We start from the raw sequence: 21,701 nt of genomic DNA, 5'->3' as shown, positions 1-21,701 counted from the left end.
AAGCCAACCGCAATCGAAGACCCGCCGCGATGGCCGCCGGCCACCGCGCGACTGTGAGGAAGCCATGCAACAGCACGCTCGATTAGTGATCGTCGGGGCCGGCATCGTCGGCTGCAGCGCCGCGTACCATTTCGCCAAGCTCGGCTGGCGCGACGTGCTGGTGCTCGAAAAGGGCGACCTGTTCGAGGTCGACGGATCGACCTCGCACGCGCCCGGCGGCATGTTCCTCACCAACTCCTCGAAGATGATGTCGGAGTTCGCCAAGTACTCGCGCGCGTTCTACAACGAGTTCAACTCGGCCGACGAGCCGGTGTTCTACCCCGTGGGCGGGCTCGAGGTGGCCTACACGCCCGAGCGCTGGCGCGACCTGCGGCGCAAGCAGGGCTGGGCCACGGCCTACGGCATGCCCTCCGAGCTGATCTCGCCCGAGGAGACGCAGCGCATGGTCGAGATCCTCGACCCCAAGGTGATCCACGGCTCGTTCTTCACGCCGCTCGACGGCGTAGCCAAGGCGGTGCGCCTGATCACGCGGATGACGCGCGCGGCCGAGGCGCTGGGCGTGGCGTTTCACGGCAACACTGCGGTGCGCGACATCGAGGCGCGCGACGGGCGCGTGGCCGCGGTTGTGACCGACGAAGGCCGGATCGAGGCCGAGCACGTGCTGCTGTGTACGAACATCTGGGGGCCGCTGCTGCCCGAGAAGCTCGGCTTTCGCGTGCCGCTGCAGGCCGCCCAGCACCTCTACACCGTCACGACGCCGCTGCCCGAGCTGGCGAACGAGCGCGCCGAGGTGCGCCACCCGCTGATGCGCCACCAGGACCACGCGATGTACTTCCGCCAGCAGGGCAGCCAGTATGGCGTAGGCAGCTACCGCCACGTGCCACTCATGGTCGACGCGCGCGACCTCGGCAAAACCGCAAAGCTCCCGTTCACCCCCGAGCACTTCCACTCGGGGTGGGAGTCGGCCTGCGAGCTGATGCCGCCGCTCCGCAATACCGACCTTGTCACCAAGTTCAATGGCATGTTCGCCTTCACGATCGACGGCCTCCCGGTGATGGGCGAAACCCCGCTGCGCGGCCTGTGGTCGTGCATCGGGCTGTGGCTCACGCACGCCGGCGGCGCGGCGCGGGCGATCGCCGAGTGGATGACCGAAGGCACGCCGAGCATGGACCTGCGCGAGGCCGACATCACGCGCTTCCAGCCGCACCAGACCAGCCGCGCCTACGTGGCCGAGCGCGCGGCGCAGAACTACCGCGAGGTCTACGACCTGATCCACCCACTCCAGCCGATCTCGCGGCCGCGCAATGTGCGCCTGTCGCCGTTCCACCAGCGGCTGGCCGAGCAGGGCGCGTACTTCTTCCAGAGCGGCGGCTGGGAGGTGGCGCAGTGGCACGAGGCCAACGCGCGCCTGCTCGAAAGCTACGACGAGCGCGTGCCGGCGCGCGACGCCTGGGCCAGCCAGTTCTGGTCGCGCATCCAGGGCGCCGAGCACCTGCACGTGCGCGAGCACGTAGGCATGTTCAACCTGGCGGCGCTGGCGATCATCGAGGTGGCCGGGCCGGGCGCGCTGAAGTACCTGAACTGGCTCGCCGCCAACCAGATCGACCGCCCGGTCGGCAAGATCGTGTACACCAGCATGCTCAACGAGCGCGGCGGCATCGTGATGGATGTGACAGTGGTACGGCGGGCGGCCGATCGCTTCTGGGTGATCACCGGCGGCGGGCTGCTGCCGCACGACCTGGCCTGGGTGCGCGCGCACGCCCCCGCCGACGGCACGGTGACGATCACCGATGTGTCGTCGGGCTGGGCCACGATCGGCCTGTGGGGCCCGAAGGCGCGCGATGTGCTGGCGAAGGTGGCCGAGGAAGACGTGTCGAACGCGGCCTTCCCGTACTACACCACCAAGCAGATCACGGTTGAGAACGCGCCAGTGTTCGCGCTGCGCGTGTCGTACGCCGGCGAGCTGGGCTGGGAGCTGTACACGCCCACCGAGTACGCGCTGCGGCTGTGGGACGTGCTGTGGCAGGCCGGCGAGCCGCACGGCATTGCGGTGGCGGGCAGCGGCGCGTTCGACTCGCTGCGGATCGAGAAGGGCTACCGGCTGTGGGGCGCCGACATTCACACCGACTACAACCCCTACGAGGCTGGCATCGGCTGGGCGGTGCGGCTCGACAAGGGCGACTTCCTGGGGCGCGAGGCGCTTGTGCGCGCGAAGGAGGCCGGCATCAGCCGCAAGCTCTGCTGCATGACGCTGGACGGGCCGGGCGCGCTGCTAGGGAAAGAGCCGATCCTGCACAATGGCGAGGCGGTGGGCTACGTGGCCAGCGCGAATTACGGCTACAGCGTCGGCGCGTTCGTGGCCTACGGCTACCTGCCGATCGCGCTGAGCGCGCCTGGCACCGCGATCGAGATCGAGTACTTCGGCGAGCGCCTGCCGGCGACTGTGCGCGAGGAGCCGCTGTTCGACCCGAAGATGGCGCGCTTGAAGGCGTAGTGTTCGCGCGCCGGAGGCGCCTGCCGCTCGGCCCTGGCGGGCGGCAGGCCGGCGCCGGTCAGGCGCCGGCCCAGCCAAGCTGCGCCGAGAGCTGCACGGCCACGAGGGCGGTCGCGCGCCCTGCCGCATCGAGCGTGGCGCCCATGCGGAACTTCGGCGCGCTGACGTTGAGCGCCGCCACCACCTGGCCGCGAAAATCGCGCACCGGCGCCGACACGCCCACCAGCTCGGGCTCAAACTCCTCGCAGACCGTGGCATAGCCGCGGCGGCGCGCCAGCGCCACCTGGTCGTACAGCTCGGCGACGCTGTGCACCAGCTGCACCGGGCCAAACGGCACGAAAGCGGTATGAAGGAAGCGCCGCGCCAGATCGTCGCGGGTGCTGTCGACGAGCAGCGCGCGCCCGGCCGAGCTGCAGTAGGCCGGGAAATTGCGGCCAACCCAGCCGGAAGCGCGGAAGGCGTGCTGCGGCGCCTCGGTGAGCACCGTGAGCACCTGGTTGGCCTGCAGCACGCACAGGTGAACGCTCTCGCCGAGCTGCCCGACGAGATCGCGCATCAGCGGGGGCGCGCAGTGCAGCAGCCGTGGCTCGCCCGCGCGCGCCGCCAGGCCGAACAGCTGCCAGCCGAGGCGGTACTCGCGCGTGGCGGCGTCGCGCGCCACCAGGCCCACCTGCTCGAGCGCGCGCAGCGCGCGCGACACCTGGCTCTTGTCGCGCCCGAGCATCTCGGCCAGGCGCACCACACCCAGGCCACCGCGCGCGCGCGCCTCGTCGCTGGCCAGCGCGTGCAGCAGCGCCATATCGCGGCGCAGGCCCGACGAGCCGGCGCCGGCCGGCAGCCACTCCGCCTCCTGCTCGATCGGGTCGGCTGCGCCCATAGCATTCTCCGCTGATGCACTAAAGTTGCGCTATTCACAACCTATATTGCAAATTTCGCAACCGTATGATATATTAACTTTCGCCGCATAGCAATAATCGAAATACGCGATTCATACTGCATTGCTCCTGGCATAGGCTGTTCGACCTGACGGGAACGCGGGGCCAGCGTGTGTGCTGGCGACCTTTCGCCTCATCTGCGGCGCGAGCGCGCTGCGTCTGCGATACAGGTTCCACCGAAAGGAGACCACAGATGGCCAAGCGCACGGATCGGATTCACCCAGCGATTCCCGAGGTACAGGAGCAGCTTCGGCAGGGGCGCATCAGCCGCCGCGAGTTTTTGCGCGTGGTGACGCTGCTCGGCGCGAGCGCGTCGTCGGCGTATGTGCTCGCGGCGTGTGGCGGCAGCCCGCAGCAGCCTGGCTCGGTTGCCCCGACCGCTGCGCCAGCGGCCGCGACCGCCGCACCGGCCGCGGCGGCCCCCACGGCGGCGCAGGCCGCCGCAGCCGGCGGGATCAAGCGCGGCGGCGTGCTGCGCGTCGGCATCCAGGTGCCGGCAGTCGACCACCCGGCGCGCTTCTCGTGGGTGTTCGACTCGAACGAGTTCCGCCAGGTGTACGAGTACCTGACGGAGACGGGCTCCGACAACATCACCCGGCCGTACCTGCTCGAGAAGTGGGACGTCAACGACAAGCTCGACGTCTGGACGCTGCACCTGCGCCAGGGCATCAAGTGGTCGAACGGCGACGATTTCACCTCGGAAGACGTGCTGTTCAACTTCAAAGAGTGGCTCAAGCCCGAAACCAAATCGTCGATCCTGGGCCTGTGGGAAGGCTTCCTGAAGCCCGAGAACGTCAAGGCCGTCGACAAGTACACCGTGCAGCTGATGCTCGACGGCCCCAAGCTCGACGTGCCCGAGACGCTGTTCCACTACCCGGCGCAGATCATGCACCGCAGCTTCAACGGCGACCTGACGACGCTGAAGAACCCCGGCACCGGCCCGATGAAGCTCGACGAGTTCAAGGTCGGCGAGCGCGTAAAGGTCTCGAAGCGCGAGGGCTACTGGCAGAACGGCGCCGACGGCAAGCCGCTGCCGTACCTCGACGGGATCGAGTACATCGACCTGGGCAACGACCAGACGGCCTACGTGGCGGCGCTGCAGGCCGGCCAGATCGACACGATCTACGACCCGACGGTCGAGACCTTTCAGACGCTGCGCAACGACAAGAAAGTCGTTGTCGAGCCGATCGCCACCTCGCAGGTGCGCGTGCTGCGCGTGCGCGTCGACCAGGATCCCTGGAAAGACAACAAGGTGCGGCAGGCGCTGAAGATGACCCAGAATCGCCAGAGCATCCTCGACAAAGCCTACTTCAGCCAGGGCGTGCTCGGCCACGACATGCACGTTTCGCCGGTGCACCCCGACTACGCGCCGGTCGATGTGCCGAAGTACGACCCCGAGGGCGCCAAGAAGCTGCTGGAAGAGGCCGGCGTGAAAACGCCGCTCGACGTCAAGATCTCGGTCGGCACCGGCTGGACCGACATCGTGGCGTATATCGAGACGCTGAAGGAAGACGCCAAGCCGGCCGGCTTCAACATCATCCTCGACACCATGCCGAACGCGTCGTACTGGGACAAGTGGACTGAGACGACGGTGGGCGTGACGCCCTGGACGCACCGGCCGCTGGCGGTGATGGTGCTGCCGCTGGCGTATATCGCCGACAAAGACGGCAAGCCGGTGCCCTGGAACGAGAGCCGCTGGGTCGACCAGGAGTTCAGCGACCTGCTGAAGAAAGCCCAGGGCACGCTCGACCTCGAGGCGCGCAAGGCGATCATGAAGGACATCGAGCGCATCCAGATGGAGCGCGGCTCGATCGCGATCTCGTGGTGGCAGAGCGTGTGGAACATCTACAGCCCGGCGTTCCAAAACCTGAAGGCCCACCCGACGCACTACCACATCTGGCGCGAGGTGTGGTACGACCCGGATAAGAAAGCCTAAGTACAGGCTACCGCAGGTTCGCCGAGCTTTCAGACGAAGGACGAAAGACAGAAGCCGAAACAGCGCCGTCTTTCGTCTTTCGTCAAGCCCGGTTCGGATCTGTGATAGCGTGCCACGGCGGGCATGGCAGCGAAGGTCGTTGTCATGCTGAACGAAGTGAAGCATCTCTCTGCGTTACAATGATTACCGCCAAGATGTTTCGCTTCGCTCAGCATGGTAATGCGTGACGAGGCGCTCATGGTCAAATTTCTCATCCGCCGGATTGTGTTCCTCATCCTCACGCTGTTTGTCGTCTCGATCGCGATCTTCGCGATCTCGGAGCTTGCGCCAGGCAACATCGCGATCAACTCGCTCGGCAACACGATCACCCCCGAGCAGGAGGCGTCGTTTAACGCGCAGAACGGCCTCGACCAGCCGGCGGCGACGCGCTACATCCGCTGGATGATCGGCAGCGACTGGCAGGCCGCCGGCGTGGTGGGCACGCAGGTGCAGCGCTACTACGACGCCACCAACAACCGCTACAATTGGTGGGGCGTCGACGCGGCCGGCACGCTGTACCAGAACTTCACCGACGACAGCGAGACCATGAAGCGGATCGAGCTGCTGCCCGGCGGCGACCGGCGCGAGGTAACGCTCGGCCCCGAGGTGTGGAAGACCGACGCGAGCGGCCGCCAGATCTTCTGGGGCATCGACCGCGAGGGCCACGCCGGCATGTGGGTGCGCGGCGAGCAGATCGAAACCTGGACGCCGCAGAAGGCCGGGTGGACAACCTCGAAGGGCGCGCCGCGCGCGTACATCCCGCTGCAGTACGGCCTGCTGCGCGGCGACCCGGGCGTGTCGTTCTTTACGCGCCGGCCGGTGGCCGAAACGCTGCTGCCGCGCCTGCGCAACACGCTGTTTCTGGGCGGGGCGGCGTTTCTGATTGTGATGCCGCTGGCGCTGGCATTGGGCGTGCTGGCCGGGCTGAACGAGGGCCGCTGGATCGACCGGCTGCTGTCGATCGGCAGCCTGGTGGCCACCGCAACGCCCGAGTTTGCCAGCGGCGTGTTTCTGATCCTGGTGTTCTCGACCTGGCTGGGCTGGTTTCCGGGCGCGGTCGTCACCACCGACGAGAGCACGCTGTTCCAGCAGCCGAAGATGCTGATCTTGCCGATCATCACGCTGACGCTGATCGAGCTCGGGTATGTGCTTCGGATCACGCGCGCCAGCATGATCGAGGTGATGCGCACCAACTACATCCGCACCGCCACGCTGAAGGGCCTGCCGCGCTGGCGGATCGTGTTTCGCCACGCGCTGCGCAACGCGCTCATGGCGCCGATCACTGTGATTATTCTGCATGTCAACTGGCTGATCGGCGGCATTGTGGTGGTCGAGACGCTGTTCGGCTTTCCGGGGCTCGGCCGCTACATCCTCGAGGCGGCGCTGTTCAAGGATGTGTTCGCGATCGAGGCTTCGGCCATGGTGCTGGTGATCATCGCGGTGAGCACGCAGCTGTTTGCCGATATTATTTACACCTACCTGAACCCGCGCATCCGGTACGCGTAGCGCGCCACGGCGCGCCGCCCCAACGCAGCGTGTTGGCAACGGCTTACACTGGCGCTGCACTGAGCCTTCGGCAGAGCGGTACTTGTACCATTGGGGTGCCTCGATGTTGCACTGCGCGCAAACATCGAAGCACCTGAGATACCGGTAAGTACCTTGCTGCCGCAGGCAAAAAAGGAAAGCTCTATGGCAGCGATCGAACAGACGACACGCATCCCCGCGCCGGCGCGGCCCTCGCGCTGGGCCAGAGTTCGCGCCACATTCGGCATCCTGGCGCGCTCGCGCACCGCTATGGTCGGGCTGGCGCTGGTGAGCTTCTGGGTGATCGTGGCGCTGTTCGCCGACACCTGCCTGTTTACGCCGGCCTGCTGGGTTGGCGGCGACGACTACCAGGCCACGCCGCTGCTGGCGCGCTACTCGCCGCTGCAGCAGTTCAGCGGCGCGAGCCTGCAAGGCCCCTCGGCCGAGCACTGGCTCGGCACCGACCGCCTTGGGCGCGATTTGTGGGCCCGGCTGGCGCACGGCGCGCGGATCATCCTGCTGCTGGCGCCGATCTCGGTGGGCATGGCGCTGCTGATTGGCGGCACGCTCGGGCTGCTGGCGGGCTACTACGGCGGCCTGATCGACGAGTCGGTGATGCGCGTGCTCGACGCGCTCATGGCCTTCCCGCAGATCCTGCTGTACCTGGTGATCATCGCCGCGCTCGGGCCTTCGGCGCTGAACGTGGTGCTGGCGATCACGATCGCCGGCGCGCCGGGCATCGCGCGGCTGGTGCGCAGCCTGACGCTCGATATCAAGACGCGCGACTATGTGGCGGCGGCGCAGACGCGCGGCGAGAGCCCATGGTACATCATGTTCGTCGAGATCCTGCCGAACGCGCGCGGCCCGATCCTGATCGACGCGATGCTGCGGGTGGGCTACGCGGTGTTCGCGATCGGCACGCTCGGCTTCCTCGGCCTGGGCCTGCCGCCGCCCTCGCCCGACTGGGGCAGCATTGTCAACGCTGGGCGCAAGTTCATCCAGGCCGGCCACCCCTGGGACGCGCTGTGGGCCTCGGCCGCCACCGCCATGCTGGTGGTGGGGCTCAACCTGCTGGCCGATGGGCTACAGGAGGAGCTGGGGCGATACCGCTAAGCAGGCAGCAGCGGGTAGTGCGATTCTCTTTTTTCTGGTGGGTGGCGGCTACCCGCCAGAAGGGAAGTGCGGGGGCTATGCCCCTCGCGCGCCCACTTTTCAAACAAGCTCGTAGGACGTACGCAGTTGGCGCGCTCAGGCTTCGGCAGAGCGCTCCCTGATTCCGTAGAAATGTGCGGTTTTCCGCGCTCCGCGCGGAAAACCGCACACAAAGATGGCTGAGAACCACCGCATCTTGGTGTCTTCGTGTCTTGGTGGCTACTTCTGCCGATCGCCGACAACTTACTGCTGCTTGGCAAAGGAATCTGTGCATGAATCGCGCTCCCGGCAAAATGGATCAGCCAGTCGTCAAGGTCGACAACCTGGCGATTGCCTACGAGACGCGTAATGGCGACGTGAATGCCGTGCGCGACGTGTCGTTCGAGATCTTCCGGGGCGAGACGCTCGGCCTGGTGGGCGAGTCGGGCTGCGGCAAGAGCACGGTGTCGTACGGGCTGGTGAACTACCTTGGCCGCAACGGCAAGATCGTCAAGGGCGACATCGTCTTCCAGGGCCAGTCGCTGGTGGGCCGCACGCCCGAAGCGCTGCGCAAGCTGCGCGGCGACCAGATCGCCATGGTGTACCAGGATCCGATGACCTCGCTCAACCCGGTGCTGCGTATCGGCGAGCAGATGGCCGAGGTGCTGACGGTGCACCGTGGCATCGGCCAGGCCGAGGCGCGCGAGCGCTGCGTCGAGATGCTGCGGCGCGTGTATATGCCCGACCCGGCCAAGGTGCTCGAGCGCTACCCGCACCAGATCTCGGGCGGCCAGCAGCAGCGCGTGGTGATCGCCATGGCGCTGCTGAACAACCCGGCGCTGCTGATCATGGACGAGCCGACCACCGCGCTGGATGTGACGGTCGAGGCCGCAGTGCTCGACCTGATCGCCGACCTGCGGCGCGACTTCGACACCGCGATCCTGTTCATCAGCCATAATCTCGGCGTGATCGCCCGCGTCAGCAACCGCGTCGGCGTGATGTACGCCGGCGAGCTTGTCGAGCTGGCCGATACCCGCGAGATCTTTGCCAACCCGCGCCACCCCTATACCCAGGGCCTGCTGCGCTGCGTGCCGCGCCTGGGCATCGACAAGGCCGGCAGCCAGCTGTACCCGATCCGCGGCAGGGTGCCCGCGCCCGACCGGCTGCCGCCCGGCTGCGTGTTCGAGCCGCGCTGCGACTACGCCCGCGACGCATGCCGCGCCGAGCGGCCGCCGCTGCGCGAGCTGGGCGGCCAGCACCTCAGCCGCTGCCTGCTCGCCGAGCAGATCGACCCGCGCGCCTGGCGCCCGCCCGGCGATGTGATCAGACTGATCGAGCCTACCAACATTGACGAAGAACCAAAGACGAAAGACGAAAGCACTCCAGCGGTTCTTCGCCCTTCGCCGCTGGCTTCGGCAGCTGCGCCAGACGGCCAGGGCGCGCTGCTGAGCGTCGACGAGCTCAAGACCTACTATCGCCACAGCGCGTCCTCGGCCTCGCCGCTGAGCCTGCTCGGGCTCGGGCCAAAAGAGTTTGTGAAGGCGGTCGACGGTGTCAGCTTCGCGCTGCCGCCGGGCAAAACCCTGGGCGTAGTCGGCGAGTCGGGCTGCGGCAAGAGCACGCTGATCAAGACGATCATCGGCCTGGAGGACATGAGCGGCGGCACGGTCGAGTTCCTCGGCTTCGACCTGACGCGCAAAGCCAGCCAGCGCGACCTATCGCTGATCCGCGAGCTGCAGATGGTGTTTCAGAACCCCGACGCCACCATGAACCCGAGCTACAGCATTGGCGCGCAGATCGAGCGCCCGCTCAAGCGCTTCAAGGTGGTGCCGGGCAGCCAGGTGCACGACGAAGTGGTGCGGCTGCTGCAGGCGGTGAAGCTCGACGAGCACTACTACGACCGGCGGCCGCGCCAGCTCTCGGGCGGCGAGAAGCAGCGCGTCGGCATCGCGCGCGCCTTCGCCGGCCGCCCCGACCTGGTGCTGTGCGACGAGCCAGTGTCGGCGCTCGACGTGTCGGTTCAGGCGGCGGTGCTGAACCTGCTGCTCGAGATCCAGCGCGAGCACGGCACCACGATGATCTTTATCGCGCACGACCTGAGCGTGGTGCGGTTCTTCTCGGATTTCGTCGCGGTGATGTACCTGGGCAAGGTCGTCGAGATCGGCCCGGCCGAGGCAATCTACGCGCCGCCCTACCACCCCTACACCGAGTCGCTGCTGGCGGCGGTGCCCATCCCCGACCCGAGCGTCGAGCAGAAGCACATCCGGCTCGAGGGCAGCGTGCCGAGCCCGCTGCACCCGCCAAGCGGCTGCCGCTTCCACACGCGCTGCCCGCGCCGCCAGCTGCTGCCCGACGGCGGCGCGATCTGCGCGGCCCAGGAGCCGCCCTGGCAGGAAGCCGGCGACGGCCACAAGATCCTGTGCCATATTCCGCTCGAAACCCTGCGCAGCCTGGAGCCCGTGGTCGAGGCGGCGAATCCTTTATAAGCCGACTGCTTATCGGCTAGGGCAGCAGATTGGCCTGCGATGCGGCGCTTGCGCCCGCATACCAGGCAGCGAGAGCGGGCGGGGAGAGGGCACCGCGCTTCAAAACCAAGCATAGCGAAAAGGCAGCCCAATGCTTGTCAAAGACTATATGACCCGCCACCCGATTATGATCGAGCCAGGCCGGCGCGTGCTCGAGGTGCAGAAGCTCATGGCCGACAACAACATCCGGCACCTGCCGGTGGTCGGCGATGGCAAGCGGCTGATCGGCCTGGTCACGCGCCAGCGCATCGCCATCCGGCCCGAGCAGGTCGGCAGCCTCGACCCATGGGAGCTGACGCGCTACCTCTCGGGCCTGACGGTGGACAAAGTGATGATCAGCGGGCCGGACCTGGCGACGATCGCGCCGGACGCGACACTTGAGCAGGCCGCCGACCTGATGATCGCCCGCAAGATCAGCGGCCTGCCGGTGGTGGAAGATAACGGCATTGTGGTGGGGATCATCACCGAGACCGACCTGCTGATCGAGCTGCGCAACCTGCTCGGCGCGATCGACCCCGGCTGGCGCGTGGTGATGCGCGTGCCCGACCGCAACGGCGAGTTCCGCAAGCTCATCCGCGTGATCTCCGACAACGGCTGGGGCATCATGGCGCTGGGCAGCGTGCGCACGCCCAAAGATCCAAACCACTGGGATCTGATCGTCAAGGTGCGCCACGCCCAGCGCGACGCGCTTGTCGCGGCGCTCAACAGCATCGAGGGCCAGCAGCTTGTGGATCTGCGCGAGACAACCGAGGAGGCGCGGTAGCGGGCCGGCAGCTTCGCTCTAGAGCAGGCCGAAGCGCGGGTAGCGAAAGATCAGCGCGCGCATCACGAACATCATCTGGTCGTTCGGCGTGCCGCACACCATGACGCTCATCTGCTCGTCGAGGCCCCAGCCGCGCGGTCGCGACGCGCTCATGAGGATGCAATTGCTCTGGGCGTACGACTCGGGGCCAAGTGCGAAGCGAACCGAGTACCAGTTGTACACTTTGTTGAAAGCGTCGGTGGTGCGGTACACCGAGGTGCGGCGGATGACAAAGTTTGGCGTGTAGCGCGTGATCGTCGCGTCGGCCACGCGCGTGGCGCCGGGGTATTCGGTGGCCTGAAACGAGCGGTACAGCAGCGCGCCCAACCCAGCCAGGCCGAGCACGGCCAGCAGCACGGCGGTTGCGGCCGCCGCGCGCCAGCGCCGGGATCGTGGTTCGCGCTCCATCGCTTCACCCGCCTCGGCTGCGCGCCGCGCGGGGCGCGGGCAGCCTAAGAAACAGCTTGCTGTGCATAGTATACGATAGCACAGCCGGAAACGATCTCAATAGCGGAACTTGCGCGTCTCGTTCCTGTCAATAACACGAGTTACGCGGTGTCCTCCCGCGTGGGAGGTTTGGAGGGCGCAAGCCCTCCAAGATCACTCTTTTTGGCTGGTCGCGGCCACCGCCGTGGCCGCGACCAGCCAAAGAGGTTTACGGGGGCGGCGAAGCCGCCCCCGAACCCCTACCACGTAAGTCCTGTCAATAAAGAAAGGCATTCTCCCGACTATGTCCTCACCGTCGTACTACATCTGGCCTGGCCAGGTTTACTTTGGCTTCGGCGCCGCAGGGCGTGTTGGCGCCGAGGCCCGCGCCGAGGGCGCGCGCCACGTGTTTGTGCTGGCCGACCCCGGTGTGGTGAAGGCTGGCCTGATCGAGCCGGTGCTGGCCTCGCTGGTGGCCGCCGGCGTGTCGCACACGCTCTACGACCAGGTCGAGCCTAACCCCAGCACCACCTCGGTCGACGCCGCTGTGTCGGCGTTTCGCGAGAGCGCGGCCGACCTGATCGTCGGCATTGGCGGCGGCAGCGGCCTCGACACCGCCAAGGCCGTGCGCATGGTGGCCGGCGGCCCGCCCGAGGGGCGCGTGGCCGAGTACGCCTACCGCATGGGCGACAAGGCGCGCCCGCACCCGAAGGCGCTGCCGCCGTATATCGCCATCCCGACGACAGCCGGCACCGGCGCCGAGGTGACGCCCTGGGCGGTGATCACCGACGCGGCCGACAAGTTCAAGTTCGGCGTAGGCGGGCCGCGCTCGGTGCCGACAATGGCGATCATCGACCCCGAGCTGATGCTGACGCTGCCGGCGTTTCTGACCGCCGCCACCGGCATGGACGCGCTGACCCACTGCATCGAGGCGTATGTCTCGACCAACGACAACCCGGTGCTCGACCCGATGATCCTGCACGGGATCGAGCTGGCCGGGCGTGCGCTGCCGGCCGCAGTGGCGCGCGGCGACAACCGCGCCGCGCGCTACGACATGGCCCAGGCGGCCTATATCGGCGGCGTGGCGATCAGCTCGAAGTGGCTGGGCGCGTGCCACTCGCTGGCGCACCAGCTCTCGGGGTTTGCGAACGTGCAGCACGGCCTGGCGAATTCGATCATGCTGCCGCACCAGATGGCCTACAGCCTGCTGGGGGCCTACGAGCGCTACGCGCGCGTCGGCGCGGCGCTGGGCGTGCCCGCCGAGGGCAGCCTGCGCCAGAGCGCCGAGCGCGCCGTCGAGGCCGTGCGCCAGCTCGCGGTCGACGCCGGGCTGCCCACGCGCCTGCGCGACGTGGGCGTGACCGAGGCGATGATCAAGCCGATGGCCAAGCTGTCCTACACCGTCGACCTGAACTGGTGGACCAACCCGCGCTCGGTGAACGAAGATGCGATGGAGGCGCTGTATCGGGCGGCGTTCTAGCGGCTTGCGCCTGGCTTGTTCGGGGCGCTTCGCCCCCGTGCCTCCGAGTAGGGGAGTATCAGATCCTTTCGGGGCGCTTCGCCCCCGTGCCCCCGAGTAGGGGAGTATCAGATCCTTTCGGGGCGCTTCGCCCCCGTGCCCCCGAGTAGGAAAACCCGGCCGGTTTTCCTACGACCTTTCCGGCTGAACGAGCGCTGTGCTGGCGAGCAATGTCAAGCGATCATGCCTTAGGGCAACAAAGCAGCTATTCTGTGCCCCAAGGCATGCACCACCGGCGCCGCATGCAAGGCGGCATTCTTTGACGGGGTCTGGGGCGAAGCCTCAGCCGGGGGTGCAGGGGCGTCGGCACGCCCCAGCCGCGGGGCACGGGGGCGCGTAGCCCCCGAAGTAGCCTTGGCGGGGGTCGGGGGCGCAGCCCCCGAAGTAGCCTTGGCGGGGCACGGGGGCGCGTAGCCCCAGAGGCGCGAGGAGCACGGGGGCGCGCAGCCCCCGGAGACGCGAGGAACACGGGGGCGCGCAGCCCCCGGAGACGCATGGGGCGTAGCCCCCTAGAGGCGCATAGGGGCGCGTAGCCCCGAACATAGCCAAAAGCCGGCTCTTGCACGAGATACTATGAAGATCGACTCAATCCAAATCCACCACTACCGTCTGCCGCTCGACCCGCCGTTCCACGCGTCGTGGGATCCGCGGCCGCGCACCAGCCACACCGCCACGCTCGTGCGCGTGCGCGCCGGCGCCTACGAGGGCGTCGGCTCCGGCGACGCGATGCTGGGCTTCGCCGGCCACGAGCACCTGTTCATCGGCCGCGACCCGTTCGAGATCGAGCGGCACGTGCGCATCCTCGACAACCTGCAGTTCATGTACGGGCGCATGTGGCCGCTCGAGGTGGCGCTGTGGGATCTCATGGGCCAGATCAGCGGCCAGCCGCTCTGGAAGCTGCTGGGCGGCCGCGAGGCCCGCGTGCGCATGTACGCCTCGTGCGGCGAGCGCCGGCCGGCCGACGCGCGCGCCGCCTCGGCCCGCGCGCTGCGCGATGCGGGCTTCCCGGCGCTCAAGGTGCGCTTTCACGCCGCCGACCCGCGCGACGACATCGCAGTGGTGCGCGCGGTGCGCGAGGCCGTTGGCCCCGACATGCACATCCTCGTGGACGCCAACCAGGGCTGGCAGATGCCCTGGGACGCCGCGCCGTCGGGGGATTTCAAGACGGCGCTATGGGTTGCCGATGCGCTGGCCGAGCTGGGCGTCTACTGGCTCGAGGAGCCGCTGCAGCGCCACGACTACCGCGGCCTGGCCGATCTGCGCCGCCGCGCGCGCCTGCGGATCGCCGGCGGCGAGGGCAACCGCGAGTACAGCGAGCTGCGCGAGTACCTGCGCCACGGCTCGTTCGACGTGTACCAGGCCGACGTGGTGTGGAGCACCGGGGTGCTGCGCGCCCGCCAGCTCGCGGGCGAGGTGCAGGCCGCCGGCGCGATCTACTCGCCGCACACCTGGGGCGATGGCCTGGTGCTGCTGGCGAACCTGCATGTCTGCGCGGCGCTCTCGACCGCGCCGTTTGTCGAGTACCCGATCGACCCGCCGGGCTGGACGCCCGAGCGCCGCGATTTCATTCTGCCGCGGCCGATCCTGCCCGACGCCTCGGCGACGATCGCGCTGCCCGATGCCCCCGGCCTCGGCGTGGCGATCGACTGGGGCGCGCTCGAGCCGCTGCGGATTCATACCGGAACCATGGAGTAGTTATTCTTAAGATCGTGCAGATGATACAGATTTTTCTGGCGGGTGGCGGCCACGAATGTGGCCGCACCCGCCAGAAGTGCGAGGGCATAGCCCCTCGCGCACCCTTCAAACAGGCTCTGAGGATTGCCTACAAAGAAATACATGATGCAGTTGAAGCTTACCTCGCCATGCTGCCTGCTGCTCGGCATGGCCGATATCGACGGCCGGACGCACCAGCTGGGCGTAGCGCTGACCTACCCGCCCATCGAGATCGAGGCGCGCCGCTCGGCGCTGCTGCTGATCACCGGCGGGCGCGCCGACCTGGCCTACCGCCAGGCCGAGCGCTTTCTCGAGCACCACGGCCTGCCGCGCCAGGGCGAGATCGAGATCGAGCTGGCCATCCCGAGCTTCATGGGCCTGGGCTCGGCCGGGATGCTCGGGCTGAGCGTGGCGCGCACGCTGGCGGAGCTGGGCGAGCTGCCCGCCGACGACGCGCAGGCGCTGGCCAGTGCGGCAGGCCTCGGCGCCGACGAGGCGCTCGAGACGCACGCGTTTGCCCACGGCGGCCTGCTGCTCGTCGACGACTCGGGCGGGCTGGCCCGCCGCGTGCCGATCGCGCACGCCGGCGAGGACGCCGCCTGGGTGTGGGTGCTGGTGCTGCCACGCGTGCCCTCCGGCGCGGTCGAGTCGCTCGAGGCCGAGCGCCGCGCCGAGCTGCGCGCCGCCGCGCGCCACCTCGGCGCTGGCCGGGCGAGCTGCGAGCAGCTGTTTGGCGCGGCCGAGCGCGACGACATCGCGGCCTTCGCGGCGGCGCTGGGCGAGATCCAGCAGCTCAACGACGACGCGCTGCGCCTCGCCGAAACGCCGCACCCGCTCGACGACGCCGAGGCCCGGCTGCTGGCGATCATGCGCGGCCACGGCGCGCTGGTGTGTGGCCGAGCGCTCGGCGGCCTGGCGCTGTATGGCCTGATCCAGGGCGCCGGCCCCAGCCGGGCGCTACGCCGCGCGCTCACCGCCGAGCTGGGCTTCTTCGGCGGCAGCGTGATCGGCAGCGTGTGCTCGCCACACGGCGCTACGCTCGAGTGATACATTCGGTCTTTACCGCCACGACACCAAGGCACCAAGGGTTGGAAGCAGGCTGCGCGTAGAGCATTGCACAACAATCTTGGTGTCTTCGTGCCTTGGTGGCTACGTTTCTTCTCGCTACTACGAAGGCAGTAGCAATTGGTCTTTACCGCCACGACACCAAGGCACCAAGGGGTGGAAGCAGGCTGCGCGTAGAGCATTGCACAACAATCTTGGTGTCTTCGTGCCTTGGTGGCTACGTTTCTTCTCGCTATCAAAAAGGCAATACCAATGACCACACGCACAGCCTCCGACCGCCGCGCGGCGCGGCGCGAGCAGCGCCGGCGCTCGCCGATCGAGCAGCTGCCGTTTCGCCAGCTTAGCAACTGGCTGCCTCCGGTCGAGATGCTCGCGCCCGATCAGCTCGAGCAGATCCACGACACTTCCATGCGCATCCTTGAGGAGATCGGCCTCGACTTCCTCGACGCCGAGGCGCTCGATATCTGGGAGCGCGCCGGCGCGAAGGTCGATCGCTCGGCTCAGCACGCATGGATCGACCGTGGGATCGTGCTTGAGGCCGTGGGCAAGGCGCCGCACGAGTTTACGCTGCGCGCGCGCAACCCGGCCAAGAACCTGCGCATCGGCGGCAACAATATTGTGTTCGTCAGCACCAGCGGCACCGCGTTCGCCTCGGACCTCGACAGCGGCCGCCGGCCCGGCACGCTGGCCGACGTGCACACGCTGGCCAAGCTGGTGCATATGTGCAACCCCATCCACGTGCTCGAGAGCCAGATCACCGAGCCGCAGGATCTGCCGGTGCAGGTGCGCCACCTCGAGCGCGGCCGGGCGATCTTTACGCTCAGCGACAAGGTGGTGGCCCAGGCGGCCCACGGCCGCAGTGTGGCCGCCGACTGCCTGGCGATGGCGGCGATCGTGTTCGGCGGCGCCGAGGCGCTGCGCCGTGAGCCCGCGTTTGCCGCGATCGTCAACGCCAACAGCCCGCTGCGCTGGGACACCAGCATGCTCGGCGGGCTGATCACCTACGCGCGCGGCGGCCAGCCGCTGGTGGTGACGCCGTTCATCCTCGCGGGCGCGATGAGCCCGATTACCATGGCCGCCGCCGTGGCGCAGCAGAACGCCGAGGCGCTGGCGGCGATCGCGCTGACCCAGCTGGTGAACCCCGGCGTGCCGGTGATCTACGGCGGCTTCACTACCAACACCGATATGACTAGCGGCAGCCCGGCGTTCGGTACGCCCGAGGGCGCGTGGGCGTTTTTTGCCGGCGCGCAGCTGGCGCGGCGCTACGGCCTGCCCTACCGCGGCAGCGGCGGCCTGAATACCGCCAAGACGCCCGACGCCCAGGCGGCTTTCGAGAGCCAGTGGTGCCTGTGGCCCACGGTGATGAGCCACACCAACTGGGTGCAGCACGCCGCCGGCTGGCTCGAGTCCGGGCTGGTGGCCTCGTTCGAGAAGCTCATCCTCGACGTCGAGGGCCTCGCGATGATGCAGCACCTGCTCGGCGGCGTCGAGGTGAGCGCCGACACGCTGGCGTTCGAGTCGATCAAGGCGGTGGGGCCGGGCGGGCACCACTTCGGCACCGAGCACACCGCCGCGCGCTACCAGAGCGAGTTCTACCGGCCGATCATTGGCGACCGGCTGAACATCGGCCAGTGGGAGGAGGCCGGCCGGCCCGACGCGGCCCAGCGCGCCAACCGCATCTGGAAGGAGCTGCTGCAGAATTATGAGCGCCCGCCGATCGATCCCGGCGTCGAGCAGGAGCTGAACGAGTTTGTCGATCGCCGCGCGCGCGAGCTGGTGTAGCGCGGGCATCGCGCCGCTTCGGGGGCTAAGCGCCCCGCGGCCGGCTTTCGGGGGCTACGCGCCCCCGCGCCCTGCGGCCGGCTTTCGGGGGCTACGCGCGCCCCGCGCCCTGCGGCTTGGTTGTCGGGGGCTACGCGCCCCCGCGCCCTGCGGCCGGCTTTCGGGGGCTACGCGCTCCCGCGCCCTGCGGCCGGCTTTCGGGGGCTACGCGCCCCCGCGCCCTGCGGCAGGGGCGTGCCGACGCCCCTGCACCCCCGGCTGGGGCTTCGCCCCAGGCCCCGTCAAAGCAAGCCATCTCTGTTTGAGCGCCAGTGGTGCATGCCTTGTGGCGCAGAAGGACGTGCTGGGTTGCCCTGAGGCATGATCGGATCACGGCGTTGCTGGCACGGCGCTCTTTTAGCCGGAAAGGTGGTGCATGCCTTGTGGCGCAGAAGGACGTGCTGGGTTGCCCTGAGGCATGAACGGATCACGGCGTTGCTGGCACGGCGCTCTTTTAGCCGGAAAGGTGGTGCATGCCTTGTGGCGCAGAAGGACGTGCTGGGTTGCCCTGAGGCATGAACGGATCACGGCGTTGCTGGCACGGCGCTCTTTTAGCCGGAAAGGTGGTATGCCTTGTGGCGCAGAAGGACGTGCTGGGTTGCCCTGAGGCATGAACGGATCACGGCGTTGCTGGCACGGCGCTCTTTTAGCCGGAAAGGTTGTAGGAAAACCGGCAGGGTTTTCCTACTCGAAGGCCGGGGGCGAAGCGCCCCGGAAAGCTGGAGCACGGGGCGAAGCGCCCCGGAGAGCTAGGGCCGGGGGCGCAGCACCCCGGAAAGCTGGGGCACGGGGGCGCAGCACCCCGGAAAGCTGGGGCACGGGGGCGCAGCACCCCGGAGAGCTAGGGCCGGGGGCGCAGCGCCCGCGCCCCGAGCAGAAAGCAACCAAACATGAAAACCGCCTACGAATACATCGTCGTCGGCTGCGGCGGCATTGGCAGCGCCGCAGCCTACTGGCTGGCGCGCGCGGCCGGCCGCGAGGTGCTGGCGATCGAGCAGTTCGCGCTCGGCCACGAGCGCGGCGAGTCGCAGGATCACTCGCGGATCATCCGGCTGGCCTACCACGCCCCGGCCTACACCGCGCTGACCCGCCACACCTACGCCGCCTGGGCCGCCGCCGAGGACGAGTCGGGCGTGCGGCTGGTGCACCGCACCGGCGGCCTCGACTTCGAGCTGGTCGCCGGCGAGCAGCCGCAGTACATCGGCCACTACGCCGATTCGATGGACGCGGCCGGGATCGCCTACGAGCGGCTTGGCGCGGCCGAGGTCATGGCGCGCTGGCCGCAGTTCCGCCTGCCGGGCGCCGCGCGCGCGCTGTACCAGGCCGACAGCGGGCTGGTCGACGCGCGCAAGGCCAACGCGGTGCACGCCACGCTGGCGCGCGCGCGCGGCGCGACGATCCTTGAGTCTACGCCGGTGCGCGCGATTCGCCCCTCCGGCGACGGCGCCGAGGTCGATACCGCCGCCGGCACGTTCCGCGCGCGGCGCGTGGTGGTGGCCTCGGGCGCGTGGAGCAACCAGGTGCTGCGCGCCGCCGGCACAACCCTGCCGCTCACGGTGACGCAAGAGCAGGTGACGTACTTCGCGACGCCGCACCTGCGCGAGTTTGCGCCCGACCGCTTCCCGATCTGGATCTGGCACGGCGGCGCGCGCGAGTGCTTCTACGGCTTCCCGGTGTACGGCGAGGTCGCCGCCAAGGCCGGGCAGGACGTCGGCGGCGAGGTGGTGACCGCCGACACGCGCACGTTCGAGCCGAACCCGCGCGCCCACGCCGACCTGCTGCGCTTCCTCGAGACGTACATCCCGCGTATGGTCGGCCCCGAGCTGTATACCAAAACCTGCCTGTACACGCTCACGCCCGACCGTGATTTCGTGATCGACAGGCTGCCCGCGCACCCGCAGATCGCCGTGGCGATCGGCGCTGGCCACGCCTTTAAGTTCGCCGGCCTGATCGGCAAGATCCTTAGCCAGCTGGCGGTCGACGGCCGCTCGGAATATCCGATCGACGCGTTCCGCATCGATCGGCCCGCGCTTACCGACCCCAGCTTCCCCGCCTCGTTTATGGTGTAGCCGGCTCTGTAGTTGGTTGCATCTGGTTTCTGCTGCGGCGCGCGGCTTAGCTTCACGCCGCAGCAGAAAGGCGAGCCGCACCTCGGTACGCGCGGGGCTGCATCCGCTCCGCCCCTGCGCGCGCTAGCCGACGAAGTACGCGCGGTTCTTGCCGGCGTAGCCGCGCAGCGCCGCCGGGACGGCGCTCTCGGCATAGATCGCCGACACCGGGCACTCGGCTTCGCAGGCGCCGCAGTCGATGCACTCCTCCGGGTTGATGTAGAACTGGTCGTCGCCCTCGTAGATGCAGTCGACCGGGCACACGGCCGAGCAGGCGGCGTTTTTGGTTTCGATGCAGGCTTCGGTGATGATGTAGGCCACGGTGTTCCTCCTTATGCTTGGTTGCAATGCAGGCGCGTGCGCCGCGCCTCTACGGTGCGGCCGCCGATCGGCGGGGTGTGGCGGGCTGCCTGCGGGCGCGGCGCGCCTGCCGCAGCCGGTGGGCCGTGAGTCCGAGCAGCACGGCCACGCTGGCGCCGTACAGCCCGATCGCCCAGGGCGCCGCGCTGTCGGTGCCGGCGGACAGCGCGTGCACCAGCGACAGCACGAACGACACAAAGCTCAGGTAGTGGATCAGCCGCCACAGCCGGTGCCCCAGCCGCGCGCGTATGTAGAAGCTCAGGGCCACCAGCGCCATGATGTAGAAGCCAATCTTGCCCAGCAGACCCATCCAGAATGGCCGGTAGCTCGACCCCGCGAACGGCAGCAGGCCCTTGCCGAGCGTATAGCCCAGCGCGGCGTCGCCCAGCAGCGTCAGCACGTGGATCAGCGTGAAGCTGACGCCCAGCAGGCTGACGTAGCGGTGCACGTCGGCCGCAGCCGGGCCGCCCGGCCAGATGCGCGAGAGCTTGCTGCTGATCGAGACGCCCAGCGCCATCGACAGCCACAGCAGCGCATAGGCCACAAACCCGCCGGCGCGCGCCAGCATCAGGTAGCCGGCCGGCGCCAGCGATGGCAGTACGATCGGCCCGGCCGGCCGCCAGATCGGCAGCGTCGCCAGGATCAAGATGCTGCTGACGACTGACACCGCCAGCACGCGCACTATGCGCAGCCCGAGCGGAATGCTGTACGTCGGCGGCGCGATGCGCTCGCCTGGCTGGGCCGCGCCGGTGGCGGGGCGCACCTTTGATGCCTGGGCAGCCACTTGAACGACAGGTTGCGATGGCATAGCAGGTTGCCTCCTTCTCCTAGCGGGCGAACGCCTGGTCGATTGGTACAACGGCGGCCTGCAGATCGACGGCGTAGACCGTGCGCTGCACCAGCGGCTCGGATTGGCGGTTCAGCGCTACGCCCCCGCCGATGGTGGCCGTGAGCGCCAGAAGGCCGATCACGATCTTCGAGGCTACAACCCGGTGGTTTGAACGTTTGGCTGGCTGTCGTGCTGGCATGTCGGTTCCTCTCCTATCAGCTGTTGCCCGCTTTAGCTCGCGGCGCCATTCTCATAGTCGCGCTGCTCTCGCCAAAGCAACGGCCGGTTAGATTACAGCGGCATCTCAGCAGACAGGCGGTACTTTTCATCTATGGTGCTGAGATTGTGGCGCAAAGCGCCACAATCTCAGCACAAAAGAAAGCGAAGTACCATGCTGCCGCAGGCAGAAGGAGCCGATATCGCAGGCGACCGCGTAACTCGTGTTAACCAGGCGCTACGATAGCACGCGCTGCT

The 21,701-nt window shown here is 68.3% G+C and carries 16 protein-coding genes; 11 read left to right on the top strand and 5 right to left on the bottom strand.

The genetic code is table 11. The features are described 5' to 3' along the window. The first annotated feature begins 64 nt into the window (after positions 1–64). Entirely contained in the window at positions 65–2,494 is a 2,430-nt protein-coding gene (locus tag U0177_RS25815) for an FAD-dependent oxidoreductase (RefSeq protein WP_409573555.1), read from the top strand. A 58-nt stretch (positions 2,495–2,552) separates the two neighbouring features. Here U0177_RS25815 and U0177_RS25810 read toward each other — a convergent pair whose 3' ends face one another. Continuing rightward, on the bottom strand, positions 2,553–3,371 hold the full coding sequence (locus tag U0177_RS25810; RefSeq protein WP_409573554.1) for an IclR family transcriptional regulator: 819 nt from the start codon (positions 3,369–3,371) through the stop codon (positions 2,553–2,555). Positions 3,372–3,622: 251 nt separating this feature from the next. Here U0177_RS25810 and U0177_RS25805 point away from each other — a divergent pair, with 251 nt between their 5' ends. The 5 genes from U0177_RS25805 to U0177_RS25785 all read left to right on the top strand — a co-directional run bounded on the left by U0177_RS25805 (position 3,623) and on the right by U0177_RS25785 (position 11,347). After that, positions 3,623–5,365, top strand: a complete 1,743-nt coding sequence (locus tag U0177_RS25805; RefSeq protein WP_409573553.1) for an ABC transporter substrate-binding protein — start codon at positions 3,623–3,625, stop codon at positions 5,363–5,365. A 237-nt stretch (positions 5,366–5,602) separates the two neighbouring features. Next, positions 5,603–6,910 carry an ABC transporter permease gene (locus U0177_RS25800; protein WP_409573552.1) on the top strand — a complete coding sequence of 436 codons (1,308 nt, stop codon included), beginning with the start codon at positions 5,603–5,605 and terminating at the stop codon, positions 6,908–6,910. A 183-nt stretch (positions 6,911–7,093) separates the two neighbouring features. Further along, positions 7,094–8,041, top strand: a complete 948-nt coding sequence (locus U0177_RS25795) for an ABC transporter permease (RefSeq protein WP_409573551.1) — start codon at positions 7,094–7,096, stop codon at positions 8,039–8,041. Between the two features lie 311 nt (positions 8,042–8,352). Then, complete coding sequence (locus U0177_RS25790) at positions 8,353–10,545, top strand: dipeptide ABC transporter ATP-binding protein (protein WP_409573550.1); 2,193 nt, start codon at positions 8,353–8,355, stop codon at positions 10,543–10,545. 130 nt (positions 10,546–10,675) lie between these two features. Continuing rightward, positions 10,676–11,347, top strand: a complete 672-nt coding sequence (locus U0177_RS25785) for a CBS domain-containing protein (protein WP_409573549.1) — start codon at positions 10,676–10,678, stop codon at positions 11,345–11,347. 18 nt (positions 11,348–11,365) lie between these two features. On the opposite strand, the gene U0177_RS25780 is transcribed toward U0177_RS25785, so the two are convergent. Continuing rightward, positions 11,366–11,794 carry a hypothetical protein gene (locus U0177_RS25780; RefSeq protein ID WP_409573548.1) on the bottom strand — a complete coding sequence of 143 codons (429 nt, stop codon included), beginning with the start codon at positions 11,792–11,794 and terminating at the stop codon, positions 11,366–11,368. Between the two features lie 322 nt (positions 11,795–12,116). Here U0177_RS25780 and U0177_RS25775 point away from each other — a divergent pair, with 322 nt between their 5' ends. The 5 genes from U0177_RS25775 to solA all read left to right on the top strand — a co-directional run bounded on the left by U0177_RS25775 (position 12,117) and on the right by solA (position 19,999). Further along, on the top strand, positions 12,117–13,292 hold the full coding sequence (locus tag U0177_RS25775) for an iron-containing alcohol dehydrogenase (protein WP_409573547.1): 1,176 nt from the start codon (positions 12,117–12,119) through the stop codon (positions 13,290–13,292). Between the two features lie 612 nt (positions 13,293–13,904). After that, complete coding sequence (locus U0177_RS25770) at positions 13,905–15,026, top strand: mandelate racemase/muconate lactonizing enzyme family protein (protein WP_409573546.1); 1,122 nt, start codon at positions 13,905–13,907, stop codon at positions 15,024–15,026. Positions 15,027–15,167: 141 nt separating this feature from the next. Then, positions 15,168–16,091 (top strand): hypothetical protein, encoded by a 924-nt coding sequence (locus U0177_RS25765; protein WP_409573545.1) that lies wholly within the window; start codon positions 15,168–15,170, stop codon positions 16,089–16,091. A 270-nt stretch (positions 16,092–16,361) separates the two neighbouring features. Then, complete coding sequence (locus U0177_RS25760) at positions 16,362–17,891, top strand: trimethylamine methyltransferase family protein (protein WP_409573544.1); 1,530 nt, start codon at positions 16,362–16,364, stop codon at positions 17,889–17,891. A gap of 929 nt (positions 17,892–18,820) precedes the next feature. Beyond that, positions 18,821–19,999 (top strand): N-methyl-L-tryptophan oxidase, encoded by a 1,179-nt coding sequence (solA, locus tag U0177_RS25755; RefSeq protein ID WP_409573543.1) that lies wholly within the window; start codon positions 18,821–18,823, stop codon positions 19,997–19,999. A gap of 123 nt (positions 20,000–20,122) precedes the next feature. Here the strand turns inward: solA and U0177_RS25750 are convergent, their stop codons facing one another. The 3 genes from U0177_RS25750 to U0177_RS25740 are packed head-to-tail and all read right to left on the bottom strand — an operon-like array spanning position 20,123 to position 21,426. Further along, positions 20,123–20,359, bottom strand: a complete 237-nt coding sequence (locus tag U0177_RS25750; protein ID WP_409573542.1) for an indolepyruvate ferredoxin oxidoreductase subunit alpha — start codon at positions 20,357–20,359, stop codon at positions 20,123–20,125. Between the two features lie 49 nt (positions 20,360–20,408). Then, a complete protein-coding gene (locus U0177_RS25745) occupies positions 20,409–21,206 on the bottom strand; it encodes a ferric reductase-like transmembrane domain-containing protein (RefSeq protein ID WP_409573541.1) in 798 nt (265 codons plus the stop codon). 19 nt (positions 21,207–21,225) lie between these two features. After that, positions 21,226–21,426, bottom strand: coding sequence for a hypothetical protein (locus tag U0177_RS25740; protein ID WP_409573540.1), 201 nt, complete (start codon positions 21,424–21,426; stop codon positions 21,226–21,228). Positions 21,427–21,701 lie beyond the last annotated feature (275 nt).

The sequence above is a fragment of the Kouleothrix sp. genome (assembly GCF_046328425.1).
GTDB lineage: Bacteria > Chloroflexota > Chloroflexia > Chloroflexales > Roseiflexaceae > Kouleothrix.
The sequence above is the reverse complement of the archived record's forward strand: the minus strand, read 5'-3'. Positions and strand labels throughout refer to the sequence as shown.